This is a genomic window from Nostoc sp. (assembly GCF_036919895.1).
GTDB lineage: Bacteria > Cyanobacteriota > Cyanobacteriia > Cyanobacteriales > Nostocaceae > Nostoc.
Genome location: NZ_JBALBW010000024.1, coordinates 24,601 through 48,104, shown reverse-complemented (window position 1 = coordinate 48,104; position 23,504 = coordinate 24,601). Strand labels below are relative to the sequence as shown.

At 42.9% G+C, this 23,504-nt stretch carries 17 protein-coding genes and 1 pseudogene; 9 read left to right on the top strand and 9 right to left on the bottom strand.

What is annotated here, in order from left to right; translation table 11 throughout:
- Positions 1-342: 342 nt before the first annotated feature.
- A complete protein-coding gene (locus V7K55_RS03835) occupies positions 343-966 on the bottom strand; it encodes a type I restriction endonuclease subunit R (RefSeq protein WP_334828374.1) in 624 nt (207 codons plus the stop codon).
- A 405-nt stretch (positions 967-1,371) separates the two neighbouring features.
- On the opposite strand from V7K55_RS03835, the gene V7K55_RS03830 reads away from it, so the two are divergent.
- From V7K55_RS03830 to V7K55_RS03820, 3 genes are all read left to right on the top strand, one after another.
- Positions 1,372-6,411 carry a CHAT domain-containing protein gene (locus V7K55_RS03830; RefSeq protein ID WP_334828372.1) on the top strand — a complete coding sequence of 1,680 codons (5,040 nt, stop codon included), beginning with the start codon at positions 1,372-1,374 and terminating at the stop codon, positions 6,409-6,411.
- A 282-nt stretch (positions 6,412-6,693) separates the two neighbouring features.
- The gene (locus tag V7K55_RS03825) at positions 6,694-6,921 is read left to right on the top strand and encodes a hypothetical protein (protein ID WP_334828370.1); all 228 of its coding nucleotides are present in this window, start codon (positions 6,694-6,696) and stop codon (positions 6,919-6,921) included.
- Between the two features lie 165 nt (positions 6,922-7,086).
- Complete coding sequence (locus tag V7K55_RS03820) at positions 7,087-7,296, top strand: hypothetical protein (RefSeq protein ID WP_334828368.1); 210 nt, start codon at positions 7,087-7,089, stop codon at positions 7,294-7,296.
- A 223-nt stretch (positions 7,297-7,519) separates the two neighbouring features.
- On the opposite strand, the gene V7K55_RS03815 is transcribed toward V7K55_RS03820, so the two are convergent.
- The 4 genes and pseudogenes from V7K55_RS03815 to V7K55_RS03800 all read right to left on the bottom strand — a co-directional run.
- The gene (locus V7K55_RS03815) at positions 7,520-8,875 is read right to left on the bottom strand and encodes a (Fe-S)-binding protein (protein ID WP_334828366.1); all 1,356 of its coding nucleotides are present in this window, start codon (positions 8,873-8,875) and stop codon (positions 7,520-7,522) included.
- Positions 8,876-8,931: 56 nt separating this feature from the next.
- Complete coding sequence (locus V7K55_RS03810) at positions 8,932-10,245, bottom strand: FAD-binding oxidoreductase (protein ID WP_334828364.1); 1,314 nt, start codon at positions 10,243-10,245, stop codon at positions 8,932-8,934.
- A gap of 149 nt (positions 10,246-10,394) precedes the next feature.
- Positions 10,395-10,961 carry an NADPH-dependent FMN reductase gene (gene ssuE, locus V7K55_RS03805; RefSeq protein WP_334828362.1) on the bottom strand — a complete coding sequence of 189 codons (567 nt, stop codon included), beginning with the start codon at positions 10,959-10,961 and terminating at the stop codon, positions 10,395-10,397.
- Positions 10,962-11,032: 71 nt separating this feature from the next.
- Positions 11,033-11,299: pseudogene (locus V7K55_RS03800) on the bottom strand (alkanesulfonate monooxygenase); the annotation flags it as partial.
- A gap of 295 nt (positions 11,300-11,594) precedes the next feature.
- On the opposite strand from V7K55_RS03800, the gene msrB reads away from it, so the two are divergent.
- The gene (gene msrB, locus V7K55_RS03795) at positions 11,595-12,089 is read left to right on the top strand and encodes a peptide-methionine (R)-S-oxide reductase MsrB (protein ID WP_334828359.1); all 495 of its coding nucleotides are present in this window, start codon (positions 11,595-11,597) and stop codon (positions 12,087-12,089) included.
- 658 nt (positions 12,090-12,747) lie between these two features.
- Here msrB and mreD read toward each other — a convergent pair.
- The 3 genes from mreD to V7K55_RS03780 all read right to left on the bottom strand — a co-directional run bounded on the left by mreD (position 12,748) and on the right by V7K55_RS03780 (position 15,301).
- Positions 12,748-13,383: a rod shape-determining protein MreD gene (gene mreD, locus V7K55_RS03790; protein ID WP_334828357.1), complete on the bottom strand. Its 636-nt coding sequence runs from the start codon at positions 13,381-13,383 to the stop codon at positions 12,748-12,750.
- A gap of 25 nt (positions 13,384-13,408) precedes the next feature.
- Positions 13,409-14,194 (bottom strand): rod shape-determining protein MreC, encoded by a 786-nt coding sequence (gene mreC / locus V7K55_RS03785; protein WP_334828355.1) that lies wholly within the window; start codon positions 14,192-14,194, stop codon positions 13,409-13,411.
- A gap of 99 nt (positions 14,195-14,293) precedes the next feature.
- The gene (locus V7K55_RS03780; RefSeq protein ID WP_094330992.1) at positions 14,294-15,301 is read right to left on the bottom strand and encodes a rod shape-determining protein; all 1,008 of its coding nucleotides are present in this window, start codon (positions 15,299-15,301) and stop codon (positions 14,294-14,296) included.
- Between the two features lie 363 nt (positions 15,302-15,664).
- On the opposite strand from V7K55_RS03780, the gene V7K55_RS03775 reads away from it, so the two are divergent.
- A complete protein-coding gene (locus V7K55_RS03775) occupies positions 15,665-16,027 on the top strand; it encodes a single-stranded DNA-binding protein (protein ID WP_322693625.1) in 363 nt (120 codons plus the stop codon).
- A 77-nt stretch (positions 16,028-16,104) separates the two neighbouring features.
- On the opposite strand, the gene V7K55_RS03770 is transcribed toward V7K55_RS03775, so the two are convergent.
- Entirely contained in the window at positions 16,105-16,848 is a 744-nt protein-coding gene (locus V7K55_RS03770) for an SIMPL domain-containing protein (RefSeq protein WP_334828351.1), read from the bottom strand.
- Between the two features lie 430 nt (positions 16,849-17,278).
- On the opposite strand from V7K55_RS03770, the gene V7K55_RS03765 reads away from it, so the two are divergent.
- The 4 genes from V7K55_RS03765 (at position 17,279) to V7K55_RS03750 (ending at position 23,442) form a co-directional block, all read left to right on the top strand.
- Positions 17,279-18,757: a cation:proton antiporter gene (locus V7K55_RS03765; RefSeq protein WP_334828349.1), complete on the top strand. Its 1,479-nt coding sequence runs from the start codon at positions 17,279-17,281 to the stop codon at positions 18,755-18,757.
- Positions 18,758-19,075: 318 nt separating this feature from the next.
- On the top strand, positions 19,076-19,198 hold the full coding sequence (locus V7K55_RS03760; protein ID WP_334828347.1) for a hypothetical protein: 123 nt from the start codon (positions 19,076-19,078) through the stop codon (positions 19,196-19,198).
- Between the two features lie 148 nt (positions 19,199-19,346).
- Positions 19,347-21,242, top strand: a complete 1,896-nt coding sequence (locus tag V7K55_RS03755; RefSeq protein ID WP_334828345.1) for an N-acetylmuramoyl-L-alanine amidase — start codon at positions 19,347-19,349, stop codon at positions 21,240-21,242.
- Between the two features lie 310 nt (positions 21,243-21,552).
- Positions 21,553-23,442, top strand: a complete 1,890-nt coding sequence (locus V7K55_RS03750) for an N-acetylmuramoyl-L-alanine amidase (protein ID WP_334828343.1) — start codon at positions 21,553-21,555, stop codon at positions 23,440-23,442.
- The last annotated feature ends 62 nt before the right edge of the window (positions 23,443-23,504 follow it).

The window sequence follows — 23,504 nt, the reverse complement described above, 5'->3', positions numbered from 1 at the left end:
AAATAAAAGGGTTTAAGATCCCTACATCTACAGGTAGCCTCAGTTTCAGTCGGGGTTTAAATCCCCATCTGAAATTGTCTTTAATTTTGTTAGCGCAGCGTAAGGGCTTTCCAAGAAATAAATTATTCATTTGTGGGATGGGCATCTTGCCCGTCCTGATATTGGGGACGGGCAAGATGCCCATCCCACAAGAAAATTTGGGATATGTTTTTTATTTGGAAGTCCCTAAAGCCTACGGCATGGCTTCTCTACGAGACGCTCCGCGAACGCTTAGAGCGAGTCCGCGTTCGCTTTTAACGTCTCGTAGAGAGCGTCATTTTGAATTTTGAATTGTGTCTGCGCTTATAAAATTAATTGACCAATGCGTTTTAATGCACTTAGTACCTGTTGGAATTCTGCATCTCGTTCAATTGATAATGCATAAGAACGAGCATATTTTGGATTTTCTTGCTGAACTAGCTTCACAAAAACAAACTCTCTACCGTTGACAAGTAACCCAAAGATTGGTCGTTCAATATTGGGAATATCAAGCATATAAGCAAGTGCTTGGGGTAATGCGCTTAAGACATCAAATTTAGTGCTTTTAGATTCAATAACTAGTACCCAAAGACGTTTTTGAATTACCAAAACATCAATCTTACCTTTGACCATTATACTTTCATCTACAGCAGAAATATCAGTAGATTTTTCAGTTTCAATTTCAAAAGGTGGCTGATAAAAACCAACTAAATCAAGCAGTGGAGACAGCACTACCATCTTCACCGCTTCTTCTGACATCGGACGATGTTGAGTTAAATTTAAATAGTTACTTTTAACTCGTTCTAGCGAGAGAAATTCTGCATCATTAACCGATGGTAAATCATTTGTCCATTCTGTAAAAAAATCAGCATTTGTAACCAATTGCAAACCAAATTTTTCTTCTAGTTCGTAAAGGCTGATATCTCGCCCTTGGATTGTTTGTACCATAATAAATTTACGAATAAGAAATACATCTGTATTATATATAATGACTTACGCAAAATATATCTTAAACTCTGATTTTTCTGTGTCGCGCCAGTTGCTTCTCTTGTCGGAGACGGAACCGCAAGGACGCACTGGCTTCTCTGCGCCTCTACGGTTGATTATTCCGTAACCTTGCGTAAGTCCTAATTAATGACTAAAAAATTATCGTAAATTAAAAGGTTCTCTCAAACTTAACCCTTTAGCATTAGGGAGCAAGTATTAAAGCCTCTCAGGAGTGGGGGAGAGGTTTGGAAGCGGGATTCTAAGAATAAATAAGTTGCACATTGTGTTAATTAACAACAATTTATTCTAAGTGATAGCCCCTAGCATTATATTGTGGTAACAGGTAGAAAACTTGGGAATACTTCGATGCCACCACTGATCTCCATAGTCATCGTCAATTACAACCGGGAGTCTTACCTTGGAGTAGCGATCGCCAGTGTTTTAGCGCAGACATGGCAGGACTTTGAACTACTTATTTGGGATGATGGCTCCACAGATGGATCGGTGGCGATCGCTAATGCTTATACTCAACAAGATGGGCGAGTCCGGGTAGTCCAAGCACACCATCAGGGAGTTGCTGAAGCTTGTAAGGCAGCGATCGGTCAAACTAGCGGTACTTACGTTGGTTTTGTAGACAGTGATGATATCCTAGCGCCTACTGCCCTTGCCGAAACCGCAACAGTCCTCAACTGCCATCCAGAAACGGGATTTGTTTACACCGACTACCTAAATATTGATGAAGAAGGCAAAGTCATTGGCTACGGTCATCGCTGTGACATTCCCTACTCCCAAGAAGGTCTGCTGGTAAACTTCATGACTTTCCACTTCCGCCTCATGCGCCGTTCAGTTTACGATCGCGTGGGAGGTATCAACGCATCTTTTAGTGGTATTGCTTACGATTACGACCTGTGTCTGCGACTTTCAGAAGTAGCCCAAGTGCGCCGAGTTCAAAATCCACTCTACCTCTACCGGATTCACTCTCAAAGCCTGTCTGTCACCAAAAGAACAGAACAAATAGTCTGGTCACAGAAGGCGATCGCTCAAGCACTTTGGCGACGCGGATTAGCAGAAAAGTTACAAATCGATGTAGAATTGCCCGCAGGCCACTTCATCTTGCGGCAGAAACAACCTCTACTCCACAAAATCGCCGCTTCAGTACTAGCTATTTTGCCTCTAGTGAGTGCCACGAGTGCGGGATTAGCCCAAGCACAACAAATAGTTCCTGCTGCCGATGGGACAAACACAATTGTTACACCCAACGGCAATCGACTTGATATCACCGGGGGTACAACTTCTAGGGATGGTGTTAACCTCTTCCACAGCTTTCAACAATTTGGCATTTCCCCAGAACAAATCGCTAACTTTCAAGCTAGTCCGGCGCTGCAAAATATTCTTGGTCGAATTACAGGCGGGAATCCCTCAGTCATCAATGGCTTAATTCAGGTAACAGGTGGCAATCCTAACCTGTTCTTGATGAATCCAGCCGGATTTGTTTTTGGATCGAACGCCAGCTTAAATGTACCTGGTGCTTTCACCGCGACAACAGCCAATGGTATTGGTTTTGGTAGCAGTTGGTTCAATGCCATCGGTGTTAATGACTACGCGGCTCTAGTTGGAAACCCCAACGGATTTGCCTTTAGTATGAACCAGCCAGGAGCGATCGCCAATGCTGGAAATTTGGCAGTAAGTACTGGGCAAAATTTGAATTTATTGGGCGGTACTGTAATCAACACCGGGCAATTGACAGCACCGGGAGGACAAATTTCTGTCACATCCGTACCAGGACAAAATTGGGTGCGTCTCAGTCAGCCAGGAAATTTGCTGAGTCTAGAAATTCAGCCTCTCGCCTCTAGTAGCAATCAACCCAATAACTGGACAATTCCCATTGCATCAATACCCGAATTGCTCACAGTTGGTAATCCGGGGTTAACTGCCAATCCTGATGGGACTGTAAAATTAACAGGCTCTAATGTGACAATTCCCACAACACCAGGGACAACGATTGTTTCTGGCAAAATTGATGTATCGAGTCAAACAGGCGGTACTGTAACTGTTTTGGGTAAAAAAGTCGCGGTAATTGATGCCAATATTAACGCCTCTGGAACGAATGGCGGCGGTACTGTGTTAATTGGCGGCGATTACCAAGGTAAGGGGACTTTGCCCAATGCAGATAAAACTTATGTAGATTCAAACTCCATCATTAATGCCAATAGCAATTTGAATGGAAACGGCGGACGGGTAATTGTTTGGGGTAACGATACAACTCAATATTTTGGTAACATTTCGGCTCGTGGAGGAGCAAATGCTGGGAATGGTGGAAATGTCGAAGTATCAGGCAAAAACTTCTTGACCTTCAACGGTTTAGTCGATGCTTCAGCCCCCAATGGCAGTTTTGGCACTTTATTATTAGACCCCAGCACATTGACCATTATTGATGGTGCAGCAGGGACAGGTGATTTTGATGCCACAGCTGGCAACATTGCCTTTGCGGATGCAGATATTGGAGCTAATACAGTTTCATGGGGTGCGATCGCAGCTTCGGGTGCAAATATTAACTTACAAGCCACAGGCAATATTACTATCAATAACATCACCGGAGCTACGCTCGGAGTAACTACCCCTGGTGTCGCTACATTAAACTTAGGCGGTGGTAGCTTCAGTTTAACTTCGCAAAATGGTTCTGTAAACTTTGTTGACCCTACCAACACAATCGCGACAACCGGAGGAGCAATAAACATTTCGGGAGCCAGCCTGTTATTGGGAAATCTAGATACAACTCGTAATTTCAATAGAAGTGGCGATGTAAACTTGTCTGCAATTGGCAACATTAGTGCAGGCAATATTATTGCCAGTGGACAAGGCTACTCAGCAGGTAATGTTCAAGTCATCAGCAGCAATGGTGCAATTACCCTGAATCAGATTAACACTAGCGATAGTGGAGGGATTGGCAATGCCACAGGTGGAACGGTGACTTTGACGGCGGCAGGCAATATCCTCACAGATACCATTAATTCCTCTTCAAATGATGCTGGGGGGTTAGGTACTGGTGGCAATGTACAAGTTAGTACCACCGCAGGTAGTATTACCACAGGGGCAATAAACTCGTCTGTAGCCAAGACCGGAGGCGGCTCTTTTATCGGCACGGCTGGCACAGTAGGCTTAACTGCCACAGAGAATATCACCGTTAATGATGGCATTAATGCTTCAGCGATCGCCATCGGAGTTGATGGGACTGGAAATGTTACAGGTGGCAACGTTACCTTACAGACTACCAATACTGCTGGCAGCAATATTCGTTTTACTAACATCAACACTCAGGCGATCGCCGATGATTTTGTTGGTGGTAACACTGTTCAAGGTGGCAATGTACAAGTGCTAACCAACGGACTGATTCAAGGAATAGGAGCGGGTGATGCGATCGCTACTGGTGGATTTTTTACTAGTGGAGGAGGTACTAACGCTCAACCTCTTGTAGGAGGTACTATCAGAATTCAACACGATGGTGGCCCAAACAATGTGGATTTTATCGTCGGTGATGCAAGTGTCAATGGCACAGCAGGATCGCTTAATAGAGGGGATTCAATCATCGCTTCGGGTAACTTCCCAGTCTTACCTAATGGCGGAGATGCTAGCGGCACCCCAACCGGCATTACCATTACTTCCGTCAACACCCCACCGACATTAACAGCAAACTCATCGCTACCCAATACCCAGACCAATCAACCAGTAACCTTGACATTCTCTAGTTTGGCTGCATTGGTCAGCGATGCAAATAATGACATCACCTCCATCCAGGTTGATGTAGTGAATACAGGAACTCTCACTGTCAATGGCCTTCCCGTCTTCCCTGGTGTTACTACCTTATCTAGCAACGATACTTTAGTGTACACACCTCCAGCAGATACTAACGGATCGCTAAATGCTTTTATAATTAGTGCAAATGACCGCGTTTCCTCTTCTGCATCTGTACAGGTAGGAATCAACGTCAGTCAGATTCCTACCACGATTCCGACTCCGACTCCTACCCCAACTCTTCCCCCCTGCTCATTCCAATGCACCCCAGGTAAACCAGTTAACCCTGTTCTAAATAATCCTAAGATTGATAACCCCGTTATTAATACCGATCCCACACCCGAAAGTGATTTCACAGATGATTTTGCCGACCATTTAGGCATCCCTACACCTAGAATCAAAACACTAGATGATGCTAAAGAAATTGCTCGTAAAATTGAGGAAGCGACTGGTGTTAAACCTGCATTTATTTACATCAGTTTTGTACCGGTGGAGATAATACCAGAGAGAAATTTAGGCAAAGCTGAAAAGTTTACCAAACAGTTAAATACTCTAGCAGAACAGGATAGCGACCAACTGGAAATAGTCGTAGTAACTGGAAAAGGCAATCCCATCCGTAAGCGCATCCCCGAAACAACCAGAGCTAAAGTTCTCAAAGTAGCTCAAGAATTTCGCGACCAAATAGTTAGTCCACAAAACCGTCGCCGCACCGGTTATTTGCGTCCATCCCAACAACTTTATCGCTGGATTATTGCACCACTAGAGGCAGATTTACAGGCAAGAGAAATCAATAATCTGGTCTTTTTACCAGATATTGGATTACGTTCAACCCCAATGGCAGCACTTCATGATGGCAAAGGGTTTCTAATAGAAAAATATAGCATTGGCTTGATGCCCAGTCTGAGTTTGACCAACACCCTTTATAAAGACATTAAAAAATCTCAAATCTTAGCGATGGGGGTTTCTCAGAGTACTCAGGGACAAGAGCCTTTACCAGCAGTTCCTCTGGAGTTATCAACACTGGTGTCTAAACTCTGGCAGGGCAAATTGTTGTTAGACAAGCAAGCCACTTTAGAAAATCTCAAAACTATCCGCCGCCAACAACCTTTTGGGATTATTCACATGGCAACCCACGCTGATTTTGCTACCGGCGCTTTGAGTAATTCTTATATTCAACTGTGGGAGGACAAGTTACGCTTGAACCAATTACGGGAGTTGCGCTTGAATGAACCTGAAGTTGAAATGCTGGTGCTGAGTGCCTGTAGAACAGCTTTGGGGGATGAAGAGTCGGAGCTTGGATTTGCAGGTTTAGCTGTGCTAGCAGGCGTAAAAACTACTGTTGCCAGTCTTTGGTCGGTTAATGATGCTGGTACAGCAGCCTTGATGACGAAATTTTATGAAAACTTGAGGACATCTCGGATTAAAGCAGAAGCCCTCAGACAGGCTCAGTTAGGTATGGCAAAAGGGCAGATTTACGTAAAAAATGGTCAAATACAAGGTTTGGGAGTAGTGGGGAGCCTGCCTCTACCTAATAACAGTGGTGATGAAGGAGAGCAATTACTTACCCATCCTTATTATTGGGCTGGATTTACAATGGTTGGCAATCCTTGGTAAAGTGGCAAGATTAACTCTACTGTCACCCTTTTACCTTTTCTGTCTACCGATTTTGGTTTTGTCTATCAGCGAATTGGCGTTGTGTTAGTACGGAGAGTCCGGCACCAAACCCTCGATAATGGTGCGTTGTGCGTTATAATACAACGCCATTTGCTACAACGGAGGGAACCTCCGCAACGCACTGGCTCCCCTACAATACCTAATTTTGTTCAAAAATCAAATATGATTTTTATAGAATTGGAATATAGCTAGTATTACAGCTTCTAAGCAATAAATATCGTTATGAGTAGCGTAGTCTTATTATTAATTGGTTTAGGAACTTCTTTCTTGGCTTGGAGAAGTAAAGACGAAATTCATCGCATTGCAGCTATGTTAGCTGGAACAGTTTCTCTAGTTTGGGGGTTTGCTTTAGCTCCCGTGTCATTTCAATTGGTATTTGAAATTATCTCAGTTTTAGCGGCTTTCTTTGTTTGTATGCGTTGTTTGGGCTGTGGTTTCAACCGAGATTGATTTTTAACTTGATAACGTATTAGCTTTTTGACTTCTTCAGCAGACAGATTTAGTAATTTAGCAGTCATCGCTTCCATAGGACTAGTATTTGATTTTTGAAATATCCGTAGGGTGCGTTAGCGTAGCGTAACGCACTCTACAGATACTTATCGGCAAGTAGCAAGAATGAATAATTGTGAATCAGAGAATAGTTTTAATGCAGATTTAATAACTCGGACATTTATTTGGATTATAGAAAATGGTAAAATTTATTTCTCGCAAGCTCAATTACAGCAGTTTTTTATCAAACCCGCCACAAAAATTAATTCTAAAACAAAGCCCAGCATTGGTTTTAGTACTTTTATCCGTGGTGCGTTTGATTGCGATTTGCTGTAAATACTGCTAAACAGGTTTTATTACCACTTTGGGAACAAAGTCGCTTTGAAATTGCAATAATTCTAGAAGTGCGTAGACGCTTTTTCGGCTTATCAGCAGACATTTAGGTATTTAAGCATTTGCACCCAGAAGAGAAGAGTCATAAGCTAATCGGCAAACACAAAGCTAGTGCAGACAAGCTTTGTGTTTATCTCCAATCTTTTAGCCTCTGGGTTTTTGTTTTTTAAATTTTCAACTTTTCACCGCGAATTGAATAATCTAACAACTCCATCGGATGAATAACTGAAATCTTCTTACCCTGCAACTGCAAATGTTTCGTAATCTGCAAAGTACACCCCGGATTAGCAGAAGCAATTAACTCAGCCCCAGTATTTAACAAATTCTGTACTTTTTGCTGACCCAATTCTTCAGCAACTTCTGGTTGCAGCATATTATAAACCCCAGCACTGCCACAACATAAAGCCGCATCTATTGGTTCTCTCAACTTCACTCCTGGAATTTGTCGTAATACTTGACGCGGTTGGACGCTAATCTTTTGACCATGCAATAAATGACAAGCATCTTGATAAACTAAATTCAAGGGTTTATCAGTCAGTGGCGATAGTTTTGCTGTTAACCCAACAGTTACTAAAAACTCTTGAGCATCTTTAACTTTAGCTGCAAAATCCTTTGCCTTTTCCCGATATTCTGGGTCACTTTCTAAAATGTGACCGTATTCTTTCAAAGTATGACCGCAACCAGCAGCATTGATAATCACAAAATCGACATCAGTCTTGGCAAAACTATCAATCATTTGCCTTGCTAAAGCTTTCGCCTGTTCTGTTTGTCCTTGGTGTTCGGGAAGCGCTGCACAACAGCCTTGAGATTTGGGAATAACAACTTCACAACCATTCGCTGTTAAAACCCGCACCGTTGCTTCATTCACGCGGGAGAAAAACAGTCGTTGCACGCAACCCAAAATTACTCCGACTCGATAGCGCTTCTCACCTTTAGCAGGAATCACACTAGGCAGATTATCTTGAAAAGATTTGAGAGTAATTTCTGGCAGAATAGATTCCATTGCTGCCAAACGGGGCGATACTTTATTGAGTAAACCTGTAGCGCGAAAGAATTTAGCAAACCCCAACTTCTGATAAACCAACAACGGAACTAATAAAACTCGTAAAAGATTGGGATAGGGAAACAAAGAAAATATTAGTTTCCGAATAAATTGATCTGGCAAACTGCGGGGATAATTCCGTTCAATTTGGTGACGAGTAGCAGAAATTAATTTGTCATACTGCACCCCAGAAGGACAAGTGCTTACACAAGCAAGACATCCCAAACAAGAATCAAAATGTTCTACAGTTGCCGTATTTAAAGCAATCTCACCCTCATTAATCGCATCCATTAAATAGATGCGTCCTCTAGGTGAATCCATCTCCTTACCAAGCACCCGATAACTGGGACAAGTCGAAAGACAAAAACCACAGTGTACACAACTATCAATCAACTTCGGATCGGGTGGATGACTTTCATCAAACCCCTTCAAATTCTTTAAACTAGCCGTATTATTAACAGAATTTTCTGAAACTTGCATAATTAATTCTTTCCCCTCTCTATCTCAGCGCCCTCAGCGTCTCTGCGGTTCGTTTCTTAAATTCCACCCACAAACCGACCGGGACTTAAAATATTCTTACTATCAAACTGTTCCTTAATACGGCGCATCAACGGCAACGCATTCCCCGTATAACCCCAAACATCTATTTGTTCTTTAAGCGCCATTGGTGCTGACAAAATTGTTAAAAAACCTCTATTCGCTTGAGTGGAATCGCGCACCTTCAAAACTTGATTTTTACTCTCTAATTGTAACAAACCTAAACCACTACTAATATGAATTAAACCTAACTCCACCTGAGTCAAAATCTCCACAGCAGCAGTAGGTAGCACTCCTATTTTGCAGGTAATTACAGATTCTGTAACATTAGTATGTATTCGTTCTTGCAATCTCTGCCATAGACTAGCTTCATCACCATCGGCAAAAATTGCCCCATCTAAACCTAACTTTTGCCCAACCTCCAAAACTCGGTTTGACTGCTCCTTAACACTCTCACTAATACTTTGAAAGCGGGCAATTAATCCTAGCCCTTCACCCAAACCTAAGCTGGACACCAATTTAGTCGATAGCAAATCAGCCTGAACTGGTGTTAATGCCGAACCTCGAAGGATATCAGCTGCTTGGGATACAGCCTCAGCATTACCAGTTAGTACCACCGTCCCCGATGCCTCCGATAGCGGATACAAGCGAAAAGTTAGTTGACTAATAAAGCCTAATGTGCCATAAGACCCAGTAAGCAACTTCATTAAGTCATATCCGGCAACATTTTTAACTACTCTCCCCCCAGCTTTGGCGATTTCTCCATCAGCACGGACAAAGGTAACACCTAGTAACTGGTCGCGCACACTACCATAACGTTGTCGCAGTGAACCTGTATCACCTGTGGCGACAATACCGCCAATGGTTGCTGATTCCAGTGCTGTGGGGTCAAGGGCAAGAAATTGCCGCGATTTTGCCAAAAGTGCTTGGAGATCGGAGAATTTCATTCCAGCTTCTACTGTGACAGTCAAATCGCCAACAGCGTGTTCAATCAGTTGGTTGATGCGTTTTGTACTGACTACAACATCAATACTTTTGGCTAAACCACCCCAGTTGAGTTTACTGCCACTACCACAGGGGAGGACGCGCCAGTTATTTGTATGAGCTTTGGCAATGACTACGGCTAGCTGTTCTTGGCTGCGGGGATAGACAATACAACTGGGTAAATTTCCAGAAGTTACAGCCTGTTGGATACGTTTTTGCTGATCTAGTTTGATATTTTCCCAAAGACAAACAGCATTTTCTTCGCCGATGATAGATGCAAAATCAGAAGCGGACACGCTTTGCGGCCTGTCGTTAGACATCGCTTTCATTGAGTTTATTTTTTTACGCCCTACATCTAATTTACTGGTTAACCTGACCAAAAAAGCGCATTGCCATTTAACAATTAGAAAAAAAAAAGTAGCAGAGGGGTAATCTTTACCCCTCTGCTACAAACAAATGGAGGTATAAACTTAATTATTTAATTGGCATGAATTAATTCTTGGGGTGCTGCGGCATCATAAACTGCGGCTTTCACAAATTCCTTGAGAACATCTTTGAGTCTTTGCTCAATTTCCTCATCTAACACGACGCTATTATCAGTTTGTCGTTGAATTTGTTTATCTACTGCATAAACAGTGGCTAAGATATGCCGCGCTCCTAATTCCGATAATACAGGTTTTAGGGCATATTCAATTGCCAATAAATGAGCGATCGTCCCACCAAGAGCGATTGGTAATATAGGTTTACCTGTGAATGATTTTTGTGGGAGCAAATCTAGAAATGTTTTCAGGACTCCTGTGTAAGCAGCTTTGTAGATTGGGGTGGCAATAATCACACCATCTGCCTTTGCTAATAAAGCTTTTGGTTGTTCTAAAGCAGGGCTGTCGTATCGTCCAAAAACTAAATCTTCAGCAGGCAAATCTCGGACTGAAATAATATCTACATGCAAGCCTTCTTGTTGTAAAAGCTTGGCGGTGTATTCGATAACACCATAAGTTCTAGATGGATGGGTTGGACTACCTGCGATCGCTAAAATATTTGTCATGCAATTAAACTCCTATGTATTAATGCGAATGGGGAATTGGGAATTGGTTATTTCCAATTCCCTAAACTTTACTAGGATATGGATGTGGCTTTCTCTTTATGTTGCTTAGGGAAATCTTCATTTGCCACAATTTCACCAAATGGACTTAAGACATGTTGCTTTTCCACTGTCGGCAGATTCTCTAAGGGCAAATGAGGAAATAAAAGTTCCGCAACTCGATAAGCTTCCTCTAAGTGGGGATAGCCGGAGAGGATAAAAAACTCAATACCCCAATCTGCATATTCCAACATCCTGGCCGCTACGGTTTGAGGATCGCCTGAAGATACAGCGCTTCCGGCTATTATGCAATACAGCTTTTCTCCTTTCCCCTATTCTGTCAAGGTTTTCAGTTTTAAGGTGTACCTCATAGCTGCCGGAAGTGCCGTAATGATTTAACTAGAGGGAAGGGAGCAGGGAGCAGGGAGCAGATTAGTGCCCAGTATATTGTTTAAAAATAATTTGTCGTTTCTTAGCTAATTTTAATCAGTCTATCAGGGCGAATTCAGAGCGATCGCTGATTATAGTGATTAATGTAGGGAATTCCGTACTGGAGTTGATTGTCCAGTTAACCGGAAAATAGAAAATAATAGATATATGGACAAACGCTATTTTTTTCAGGCTAGTGCAGTAATAGTCGGCACAGCATTGTTATCAAGGTATATCAATTCGGAGTCAAAAGCGATGACAACTTCTAACAGTGGATTTGAAATTACCAAACCAGAAGAAGAGTGGAGGACAATTTTAACGCCAGAACAGTATAATGTATTGCGTAAACACGGGACTGAACGCCCTCACACCAGCCAATTGGATAAGGAATACGACAATGGTACTTATTATTGTGCCGCGTGTGAACTGCCCCTATTTACCTCAAAGACCAAATTTAACAGTGGCACTGGCTGGCCCAGCTTTTTTAAGCCGATTGAAGGTGCGATCGCTACTACTGTAGATAAGTCGTTGTTTATGAGCAGAACTGAAGTGCATTGTAGTCGCTGTGGTGGTCATCTGGGTCATGTTTTTGATGACGGCCCTGCACCCACTGGCAAACGCTACTGTATGAACGGTGTTTCGCTGAAATTTACTCCTGCCTAACTTATTAACATAGGCGTAGTCTGTTATAGACATAGCACGTGCTAACTTAAATCATCAGATTTTGAGGCTTGACCAAGGGTGAATAAATTGTTGACAATAACTTCTACTCCTCAATGCTACTGGACAAAGTATTGTCAATTTAAATAGATACAACTCTTGGTCTTCGCTAAAGCTATTTACCTAAATCGTTCTATTTGTTTGAATCATTCTTATCCTTTTTGTCTTTGGGATCTTTTTTAGGTTTTTTAACTTCTTTATTACTTTTTCTTTCTTTAGACATTAGCGTTCTCCAACTAGGTTATTTAGTGAAAGTTTCCACATTCTGCAATCAGTAAATCAGGAATGACTTACCTGATATTCTTTTCAGGCAAAAAAGAAACTATAAGACATAAATGCTACTAACTACTATAATACGGTGTTGTTTGATTTAATGTAGCTTGAATCCATGTTGCCAGAGGTTGCCAAAATTATATAAAGATTTAGGTTAGAGGAGAATTTTCTTTGCTGGCAATCAGAACCTAAGTAAATCGGCGTAAATAATTAAAGCTTTGCAGAACTTACGCAAATATAATAGCCAAAACCACACGCGGTAGGGGTAATTTATGAATTGCTCCTACCGCGTGTGGTTTTGCGTGAATCCTATCCTAGCTCCCTTTGACTATTGCTCCAACAATTTTATCCGTTGCCACCAACGATTCAGGGGATAATAGACCACAGGTGCCCACAGACTACTAAGAATGGCAGAGGCTAGAGCGACACGTTGGTAATATGTCCAAATATCTGTTACTTTGCGTAGGCTGTGCCCGCCGTAGGCATCGCTTGTCAAAGTTAATTGCAATCCAAAGATCGTTTCTGCCAAAACTGCCATCACAAAGACAATTACAGCAATTGAAATAAAGTCTTCTTCAATAAAACGCTGTTTCTGGAGTAGACCAGTTAAAACTCCCACTATACCTAAACTGATGGCATGAGTAGGGTTAGGTGCTGTCATAGAATCTTGGAGTAATCCCAGAACTATACCTGCTAATGCTCCGGCAAACACTGTGCGCTTCACACTCCAAGCTACCACCCAAATTAACAGCCAGTTAGGGCCAATTCCCAATAATTCCATACCTGGCAGGCGAGTTGGCAATAATAGTAAACATAATAGTACAGAACTAGCCGTGATTATGTAACCCAACAACTTACGAGCACCGGGATGCCAGCGAGAAAGCGGCTGGATTCGGAATTTCGATTTTCGCCCCGATGATTTTGGCTTTTTCTGCCTGCTAATACCAAATGCAGGAATCTTCATTTTTCTATGGATTTTATTGAATAATTTACTTAGACTTTTGGTTTTCCAACTCTTGGTTTTCTGGCTTTGGATAAACTGCTACCCAATCAAGAGAGCGGATTGGCGGAAAAAGCTCAATTTTTGCTACTGATGCCGGAAGTTTCTTTAAATCCAGTGACTTAATTCGTCCTACTGCCAAGCCAGATGGAAATTTCTGACTATAAGTAGACGTAGAAACTAAATCTCCTATCTTGGCATTTGGAACTTTTTCATAAAACTCCAGCACAGCTTCGGCAGAAGAATCTCCTCGCAAAACGCCTTTAGCTGCTGTACGGCTAACTGATACACCCACTTGACTCTTGAGGTCACTGATTAACAACACGCGGCTAGTATTGGGAGTTACACTCTCCACCAAACCGACTAATCCACCATCTGCCTTGACTACAAAGCCTTCCTGAATCCCTGAATTCGTACCGCGATTTAGAGTAACTTGTTGCCACCACTGGTCAGCACTACGTCCTATCACCCTGGCTGGAATTGGCCGTGATGCCAGTGGCTCTTTTTCCACATAGCCTAATAAATCTTGTAGCTTTGTCTTTTGACTTTCCAAATCTACTATACGGGTTTGCAATTCCAATATCCGGGCATCTCTAATCCGTTCTTCTGGAGTTGGCCCTGACTGCAACATCTCTAATGGACGGGTAATTGCCTGGTATGTCTCAAGCACCAATTCACCTTGAGTCTGTCGCAATACGAAAGCACTACCAACAACTAAAGCTAATAACCCGATTTGTAAGCCTTTGCGATCCCACCAACGCCGTATTGTAACCATATATACCTTTGTCTACTTATACAATTAAGTTCTATTTGGATTCTATTTATATAGAACCCAAATAGAACTCAAATAGAACTCAAGTATGATATTTTTTTGCTACATATTGCGAGAGCTTTCTGTAACAACCCGTTCTAGCTGTTTGAAGTTTTCTAACACCCGACCTGTTCCGAGCACAACACAACACAGAGGGTCGGCGGCAATGTGGGTTACTATTCCGGTTTCATGACTAATTAAGGTATCTATGCCTTTGAGCAAAGCACCACCACCAGCTAACATGATACCTCTGTCAATAATGTCTGCTGCTAGTTCTGGAGGTGTACGTTCCAGTGTCCGCTTCACAGCTTCTATAATTACTGATAGCGGTTCCAACATGCTTTCACGGATTTCTGGGCCTTTGATGGTTACAGTTCGCGGTAGACCAGAAAGCAGGTGTAAACCTCGGATTTCCATCATCGCATCATTATCATCATGGGTAGGATAGGCAGAACCAAGGCGAATCTTGATGTCCTCGGCAGTCCGTTCACCAATGACTAAGTTATGAACTTTCTTAATATACTGAATGATTGAATCAGTCAGTTCATCCCCAGCAATGCGTACTGATTCGCTAATTACCGTACCCTGAAGACTTAGCACCGCGACTTCTGTTGTACCACCACCAATATCGATGATCATGTTGCCAGTGGGTTCGGCAACAGGTAGTCCTGCACCAATGGCCGCGGCTACAGGTTCATCGATTAAATAAACTTTTCTTGCTCCTGCTTGGTGGGCTGCATCCATCACAGCTCGCCTTTCTACACCCGTGACCCCACTGGGAATACCAATGACAATTCGGGGTAAGATTAGAGATTTACCTTCATTTACACGCTGAATAAAGCTTTTCAGCATTAGCTCGGCTATATCGAAATCAGCGATTACACCATCACGCAAGGGGCGGAGGGCAATCACATTTCCAGGTGTCCGACCGAGCATTTTTTTGGCTTCTTCTCCTACTGCTAGTGCTACCTTTTCGTTAACATCGATAGCAACGACAGAAGGCTCTTGCAGTACAATACCTTTACCAGATACATAAACCAGGGTGTTAGCAGTACCGAGGTCGATACCCATATCCCATGATGTGCGAAAGTTCCTAAAAATACCCACGCTTCTCTAAGCCCCCTATGTGCGATACTTCTTGACTACAACGGTAAGAGTGGATTCGATTATGTTTGTATCCTGAGTTCAGCAAACTAAACTATATTTTTATATAATTCCCAGGAATATTTACTATGTCTCAGGCATCTGTGTTTTGATATTCTCTGGTTCGCTTAGTATATCCGTATACTTTTATGTGTTTCTCCAAGTAGTTATGTATAATTTTTCAATTCCACTATATTGTTAACTGTTTAACACATTATTTTCAAGTGTTTCATAATTCGCTATGATAAAAGTCAGAATTAACAAGTACACTTGTACTGAAAGGTAAAACCTATGAGTATCAATATTGTCACCCTTGTTGGTCGTGTAGGCGGCGACCCAGATATAAAATATTTTGAGTCTGGTAGTGTTAAGTGTAGATTGACACTAGCGGTAAAAAGGCGATCGCGCAACAGCGATGAACCTGACTGGTTCACCCTAGAATTATGGGATAAAACGGCTGAAGTAGCAGGTAATTATGTGCGTAAAGGCAGCTTAATTGGCATCAAAGGTTCCTTAAAGTTTGACACATGGAGCGATCGCCAAACAGGAGCAAACCGTTCTACACCAATTATTAGAGTAGACCAGCTGGATTTATTAGGCTCTAAGCGAGATGGAGAGGGCGGTGCAGGAGATATGTCTTCAGAACATTTTTAATTATTTGGGCATGGGGCATTCATTATTAGTCCTTTGCCCTCACAAATGACAAAGGACAAAGAACTAATGACAAATGACTAATAACTAATTTGCAACGTCACCGATGCTTCTACTTCCTGTTCACCACCAACGACAGGGGTTGAAGCATCAGCTACCTTAGCAGCTTCAGCCCGTAAAAACATTGGTGGTGGCGGAGGCGCAGTGGCATTATTAACTTGAATGCTGACTATCTCTTTGGATTTGAAACCCAAGGCACTGAAAACAGCATCAGCTTGCTGTCGGGCATCTTGGGTGGCTTCCTTTAATGCTTGTTTTTGAGCAGCTGCGATCGCTTCATCATTCGCAACAAAACTAATACCATTAATTTGTGTTGCCCCTGCTTTCACTGCATCATCCAATAATGTCCCAGCTTTCTCGGTGGGAATGCGAAAACTTACGGTGTTATTGGCAGCATAGCCTGTAATCCTCTGCACATTATCAGTGTAGCTGTAAACTGGATTCAGTCGGATACCAGTAGTTTGTAATTTTTCGACATTTTGGCTCTTGAGAAACGCAACCACAGCTGATGACCTCCGGGCGGCTTCTTGCTGTACCTCCTGTGCTGTTTTCCCCTGAATTTCCACTCCTAAACTGACTTGTGCCAAGGTTGTAGGAATTGTTTCCACTCCACGACCACTGACACTAAGGGTTCGCCACATTTTTTCTTTTTCTTGCGCCAATGCAGGTAGTACAAAAGTTGCACATAAAAGCATTGCTAAAGGCAGTATTTTCCACAGGTTTCCAGATGGAAACTGAGAACCGGGTAAAGCGGCTCTAGTCATAAGATTTGCACTCCTCAAAGTATCCACAGATGTTTTTAATAAGCGTATTTAGCAATCTTTGTGATGACTGTTGATTTTTAACAGTCATCACAAGTTTTTCACAATATAAGTGCGATCGCTAGATCCGATTTGTATGTTCTTACTTTGACACTGCGATCGTCAAAAGCTGAAATGGTTACATTTTTTGATACTAAAAAAATTACACCAACATTTTTAAAGATTTTGTCATGATGGTAAATTAATTCACTGACTTGGACTTACTGCAAGTTTCTAAACTGTCTGTAGCCCCGGTTTGCGAAGTTTTCTGATAGCGCTTGATGGAGTGGATAAATGGCACAAATTAAGCTTTTGAACCTGCCAATAGCATCTCCACAGATAGACGTTTTTCAGAAACACGTCAAAATCAAAGAGAAGGATTTTCACAGAACCCATGCATTTGTTAGATCCAATTAACTTCTCTTTTCCTCTGCTGGCTACTGCAACAGAAGCCGCAGACAGTTCAATGGTAGTAGCCGCAGTGCTACTAAGCTTAGTAGTCGTTTACCTCGCCAGCAAAGTTGGTGGAGAGTTATCAAACAAAGTGGGTTTACCGCCCGTCTTAGGCGAACTATTGGGTGGTGTGGTAGTTGGCATCTCTGTTTTCCACCTTTTAGTGTTTCCAGAAGGCAGCACAGACAGTTCTAACTCTTTGATCGTGTCCTTCCTTCAAATCACTGCTGGTTTAACTCCTGAAGCCACTCCAGCCGTATTTGCAGCCCAGTCTGAGGTCATTTCTGTTTTGGCAGAGTTGGGTGTGATCATTCTGCTGTTTGAAATCGGTTTGGAGTCGAACTTAAAAGACTTAATGGCAGTTGGTATCCAAGCCACCGTCGTAGCAATAGTGGGGGTAGTAGTACCCTTTACTGCTGGGACTGTGGGACTGATGACTTTGTTTGGAATTGCTGCTGTACCCGCAATTTTTGCTGGGGCGGCTTTGACTGCCACTAGTATTGGGATTACTTCCAAGGTGCTGTCAGAGTTGGGGCGACTCAATTCTAAAGAAGGGCAGATTATTCTAGGTGCTGCCGTAATTGACGATGTATTAGGAATCATCGTTTTGGCGGTAGTTGCCAGCCTAGCTAAAGATGGCGTGGTGGATGTCAACAAAGTTATTTATTTGATTATCAGCGCCACAGGTTTTATTTTAGGAGCAATTCTACTAGGGAATGTTTTCAATAAATCCTTTGTAGCGATCGCTGATCAACTCAAAACACGCGGTGGACTGGTAATACCAGCATTTATCTTCGCCTTTGCTATGGCATACCTTGCTGCTGTCATCCACTTAGAAGCAATTTTAGGAGCTTTTGCGGCGGGTTTAGTCCTAGAAGAGACAGATAAGCGTAAAGAATTGCAAACGCAAGTCTGCCCCATTGCCGATATGTTGGTGCCAATTTTCTTTGTAACTGTTGGGGCAAAAACTGATTTGGGAGTCTTAAACCCAGCAATTCCCGACAATCGAGAAGGTCTAATTATGGCAACTTTCCTGATTGTAGTAGCCATTCTCGGTAAAGTAATCACAGGCTTAAGCGTGTTTGGTCAGCCAGGAATCAACCGTTTAGCGATCGGTGTGGGGATGATTCCCAGAGGGGAAGTTGGCTTAGTGTTTGCTGGTGTCGGCGCAGCCAGTGGCGCTCTCTCGAAACCATTAGGAGCGGCAATCATCATGATGGTTATCTTGACAACCTTTTTAGCTCCTCCTTTGTTACGATTTGTGTTTCCAGACCCAAAAACTGTGGGTACAGGCTTAGACCAACTGGTTTTAGACGGTTCCTCTGGAAACTCGTTGGTAATTGAACCACCTCAGTCAAGGGTGTCAGCATCAAATGATAGTGACAATTTAGAAGTAACTCCAGAATCTGGCGATCGCTAATTAAATTCTTGGGTAAATTCTTACTGAGTTCTGAGTTATTTTCGCTCAGAACTCAGGACTCTGAATTCAGTACTATCACCGGGCTTTGAAGATTCTGCAATTATGCAGTGGAAACTTCTCTCCTCAAATTTCCGTCCCATCTGATTGTAGAATAATCGTCTGTTTATAATTTCTACCAGCATTCAGAATGTTATTTATTTCCAGTCTCTCTTGGCTTGTAAGCCTTTATCTGAATATTTTTCAGGTAATTAGGGAGTAACACCCATAAATCTTGCTAAATCATCTGACAGTAATGGGAATTATTTACTTAGTGCATTGATGGCAACAAATAAAAAACAGTTATCAGTGAACGGTTATCAGTTATTAGTTATTAGTTTTCTAGCTTCCTTGGAAGTCAGAATTCCTACCTCTAAAGGTGGAAAATTTCACATGGGGATTTAGACCCAATATGATGTCTGATAACTGATTTAAGCATGTTCTTATACCAGCTTAAAAATCAAAAATCAAGTTTAGGTGGTGACGGTGTGATGATTTACCAATGAGTTGAGATATTAACGGCTCCCATGAACGTGAATTAGGAGAAAGGACTGTGAAATTACACTGGTTATTACCCAGCACTATTGGAACTATCTTCATGCTATCGTCGCCTGCAATGGCTGCGAAACTTGAATCTTGGCACTTTGATGCCAATCAAAACAGGCTGGAAATTAATACTGTAGGAGCAGTTCAACCCCAAGCACAACTAATTTTCAATCCGACTCGGCTGGTAATTGATTTGCCAGGAACCACATTTGGCCGTCCGCAATTAACCCAACAGGTGGGTGGTGCAATTCGCTCAATCCGGGTTGGGCAGTTTGATACAGAAACAACTCGGATAGTTGTGGAACTAACAACTGGTTATACTTTAGACCCCAAACAAGTAAAATTTGTTGGGACAACTGGCGATCGCTGGACGGTGCAATTACCCAGACCAGAAGTTGATAGAGTAGCCTCATCACCCACCTTATCTCCCAGAAGTGCTTATAGTGTTGTTACCCCAGACTCTAAGCCGCAACCTAGTATTTCAAGGGTTGCCACTACTACACGAGGGGCGACTGAAATTGAGGGCTTGATAGTAACAGGCGATGGGTTGTTCATCCGCACCAGTGGAGGCAATCCTGGGACTCAGGTAGTTCGCAGCCGCGATGGTGCTAGCATCTTCATAGATGTCTCTAGCGCATCTTTATCACCACGTCTGGCGCAACAGAATAGTATACCTGTTAACAAACATGGTGTTAGCCGTGTCGAATTCACCCAAATACAAAACCAAACTCCTACTGTCCGCTTGACTTTGCGGGTAGATAAAAATAGCCCAAATTGGCAAGCAAGTAATAGTAACAGTGGTGGTTTGGTGGTTCTGCCTAGTCGCGTTGTCAGATTGCCTGAAAGTAGTAATTCGGACAATCAATCACAACCACCCTCATTACCTAGCAGATTATCTGCCAACAACTCGCCAGCAACAATTGAGTCTGTGCAACTTGCCGATAATGGCACACAACTGCTAATTAGAGGCAACCAACCTTTATCTGCTAAGGGAAACTGGGATACATCCTCTGGTCTATTCCGGGTAACAATTACCAATGCCAAGTTGGCTCCCAGAGTTACAGGGCCTACTTTTGCTCCCAATAGCCCCATTCTTCGGGTACGTCTGCAACCCCAAGCATCGAATACAGTAGTTGTTTTAGTCCAACCAGCAGCCGGAGTGCAATTTGGGCAACCCAGGCAAGTGGGCGACCAGCTTTTAGCTCTACCAATACAACAAGGTTCTCGGCGAGTTGTCAACCTCCCCGGAAGACCACCCTTTGCTTTACCTGGGCTACCACCGCCAAACCGAGGGCCATTCCCAGACCCAAACAAGCCAAATCCTCAGCCAATAACACAACCACAGCGCCGAGTTACCAATGGGCGAGTGGTAGTCATTATTGACCCAGGACATGGTGGTAAAGACTCAGGAGCAGTAGGCATTGGGGGGGCATTGGAAAAGGATGTTATCTTGCCTATTGGTAAAAAACTTGCGGCAATTTTACAGCAAAATGGTATACAAGTAGTTATGACGAGAGATTCTGACTATTTTGTTACCCTTCCGGGACGGGTACAATTAGCAGAGCGAGCTAACGCTAATGTATTCGTTAGCATCCACGCCAATTCAGCAGGTGCGAGTCGTCCAGATGTTAATGGCTTGGAAGTCTATTATTACGATAGCGGTTTGGATCTAGCTCGCGTTGTTCGTAGTAGTATTCTGCAAAGTATTGGTACTCTCAAAGACAGGGGAGTGCGGCGAGCCAGGTTTTATGTCCTCAGAAAAAGTTCAATGCCCTCCATTCTCGTGGAAACAGGTTATATGACTGGTCGGGAGGATATGGCTAGGCTTAGAACCTCAGCTTACCAAAATCAAATGGCAGAAGCGATCGCTCGTGGCGTTCTTCAGTATCTAAAGAGAAGATAAATAGTTTAGTCGAAATTGTTGAGTAAATACATCTAATCTTTACCATTGTTCTCCAATTTAGTAGTAAAACAATTTAAGTATTATTGCGGCGGGACAAGAGTAGCTTCTTTGTTATTGTCATCTGATGCTTTACCAGTCAAATTTATCTGAGCTAATGGCATGGCAAAATCATCAGAGCGTGCTATATTTTACGCCATTAGCTGTGTCTTAATAACAGCGCAAAACTCAAGATAAGCGGTGATGGTGTGAGGATTTGCCAATATGTTGAGATGTTAACGGCTCCCATGAATGTGAATCAGGAGAAAGGACTGTGAAATTACACTGGTTACTATCCAGTACTATTGGAACTATCTTCATGCTATCGTCGCCAGCCATGGCCGCGAAACTTGAATCTTGGCGTTTTGATGCCAATCAAAACAGGCTGGAAATTAACACATTAGGGAATGTTCAACCCCAAGCACAATTAATTTTTAATCCCACTCGTTTAGTAATTGATTTACCAGGAACCACATTTGGCCGTCCGCAATTAACCCAACAGGTGGGCGGTGCAATTCGTGCTATCCGGGTTGGGCAATTTGACGAACAAACAACACGGATAGTCGTTGAACTGACTCCTGGTTATACTTTAGACCCCAAGGGAGTACAATTCGTTGGTAGAACTGGCAATCGCTGGATGGTGCAATTACCTACACCAGTAGCCGATAATAATGTCCCCTCAACAAATACTGTGGGACAACAAGAACAAGCCATAGCCACAGAAACTTCGCCGAGAACATCTCCACCAGTGTTCTCCCAAAGGGATATTTACAATGTGGTGACAACAAGCCCTGTCAATCCACCTAGAAATGGAATGCTTCTCGCCAGAACTACTCAAATTGAGAACTTACAAGTCACAGGCGATGGGTTTTTCGTCCGTACCAATGGTGGTAATCCTCAGATTAAGGTAAATCGTAGCAACGATCAAAGAGCAATTAACTTCGACATCGCCGGCGCTACTTTATCACCAAGTCTAAAGCAGCGCGATTTGTCAATTAATCGCTATGGTGTCAGCAGCATTCAGTTCAGTCAATTACAAACAAGCCCATCTGTTGTTCGTATGACTTTACAGGTGGACGAAAATAGTCAAAATTGGCGGGCAACCACTAGCAGTGTTGGTGGTTTTGTGCTTCTACCCAGTCGTGGCATTGCTCAGTTACCTGGAGGTAATAGTCCACGCCCCATACCATCTAGTACAGCTACAATTGAGTCTGTACAATTGGCTAATAATGGCACACAACTGCTGATTAGAGCAGACCAAGCTGTATCTGCCACAGGAGGTTGGGATAGAACCTCTGGTCTATTCCGTATTACCATCAACAATGCTCGGTTAGCACCCAAAGTCACAGGCCCGACTTTTAATCCTAATAGCCCTATCCTGCGAGTCCGCCTGCAACCACAAGAATCCAATACTGTGGTCGTCTTAGTGCAACCAGCAGCTGGAGTGCAAATTGGGGAACTCAATCAAGTTGGCGACGAGCTTTTGGCTTTAGAATTACGACGCTCTGGTAGTGTCACGCCACCCCTTGTTTTACCTCCTCTATCGTCAAATCAAGGGCAATTCCCAAACCCCATAGATAATCCCCGTCCTATATCCCGTCCACAGCCGCGTCCCTCAGTTCCTAGAGGAAAATTACTAGTTGTGATTGACCCAGGACATGGTGGAAAGGACTCAGGCGCACCTGGCATAGGTGGACTTTTAGAAAAGGATGTAATTCTGCCTATTGGGAAAAGGGTAGCAGCAATTTTAGAGCAACATGGCGTACAAGCTGTACTAACGCGGGATGCTGACTTTTTCGTAGAACTTCAAGGACGGGTAGAAATTGCCGAGCGAGTTAATGCGACTGCGTTTGTCAGCATTCACGCTAATTCTGTTGATAATCGTCCTGATGTCAATGGGTTAGAAGTATATTATTACGATAGCGGTTATGCTCTGGCGGAAGTTGTTCGCAACACCATCCTCCAGGACATAGATACAATTAAAAACCGGGGAACCCGCAAAGCCAGATTCTACGTTCTCAGGAAAAGCTCTATGCCGTCGATTTTAGTAGAAACAGGTTATATGACTGGTCGAGAAGATAATCCCAGATTGGCATCACCAGAGTATCAAAATCGCATGGCAGAAGCGATCGCTCGTGGCATCCTAAAATACTTACAGCGTTAATATAGTACAAATTACTATTAAAAGGTGGTATTTAGACTCCTTTGGCGTACAGAATTTAGTGG

Bases quoted from the DNA above. Each gene is read 5' to 3' on its own strand.
- V7K55_RS03835 (WP_334828374.1), bottom strand. From the start codon at position 966: ATGGTACAAACAATCCAAGGGCGAGATATCAGCCTTTACGAACTAGAA.
- V7K55_RS03830 (WP_334828372.1), top strand. From the start codon at position 1,372: ATGCCACCACTGATCTCCATAGTCATCGTCAATTACAACCGGGAGTCT.
- V7K55_RS03825 (WP_334828370.1), top strand. From the start codon at position 6,694: ATGAGTAGCGTAGTCTTATTATTAATTGGTTTAGGAACTTCTTTCTTG.
- V7K55_RS03820 (WP_334828368.1), top strand. From the start codon at position 7,087: ATGAATAATTGTGAATCAGAGAATAGTTTTAATGCAGATTTAATAACT.
- V7K55_RS03815 (WP_334828366.1), bottom strand. From the start codon at position 8,875: ATGCAAGTTTCAGAAAATTCTGTTAATAATACGGCTAGTTTAAAGAAT.
- V7K55_RS03810 (WP_334828364.1), bottom strand. From the start codon at position 10,245: ATGAAAGCGATGTCTAACGACAGGCCGCAAAGCGTGTCCGCTTCTGAT.
- ssuE (WP_334828362.1), bottom strand. From the start codon at position 10,961: ATGACAAATATTTTAGCGATCGCAGGTAGTCCAACCCATCCATCTAGA.
- msrB (WP_334828359.1), top strand. From the start codon at position 11,595: ATGGACAAACGCTATTTTTTTCAGGCTAGTGCAGTAATAGTCGGCACA.
- mreD (WP_334828357.1), bottom strand. From the start codon at position 13,383: ATGAAGATTCCTGCATTTGGTATTAGCAGGCAGAAAAAGCCAAAATCA.
- mreC (WP_334828355.1), bottom strand. From the start codon at position 14,194: ATGGTTACAATACGGCGTTGGTGGGATCGCAAAGGCTTACAAATCGGG.
- V7K55_RS03780 (WP_094330992.1), bottom strand. From the start codon at position 15,301: ATGGGTATCGACCTCGGTACTGCTAACACCCTGGTTTATGTATCTGGT.
- V7K55_RS03775 (WP_322693625.1), top strand. From the start codon at position 15,665: ATGAGTATCAATATTGTCACCCTTGTTGGTCGTGTAGGCGGCGACCCA.
- V7K55_RS03770 (WP_334828351.1), bottom strand. From the start codon at position 16,848: ATGACTAGAGCCGCTTTACCCGGTTCTCAGTTTCCATCTGGAAACCTG.
- V7K55_RS03765 (WP_334828349.1), top strand. From the start codon at position 17,279: ATGCATTTGTTAGATCCAATTAACTTCTCTTTTCCTCTGCTGGCTACT.
- V7K55_RS03760 (WP_334828347.1), top strand. From the start codon at position 19,076: ATGGCAACAAATAAAAAACAGTTATCAGTGAACGGTTATCAGTTATTA.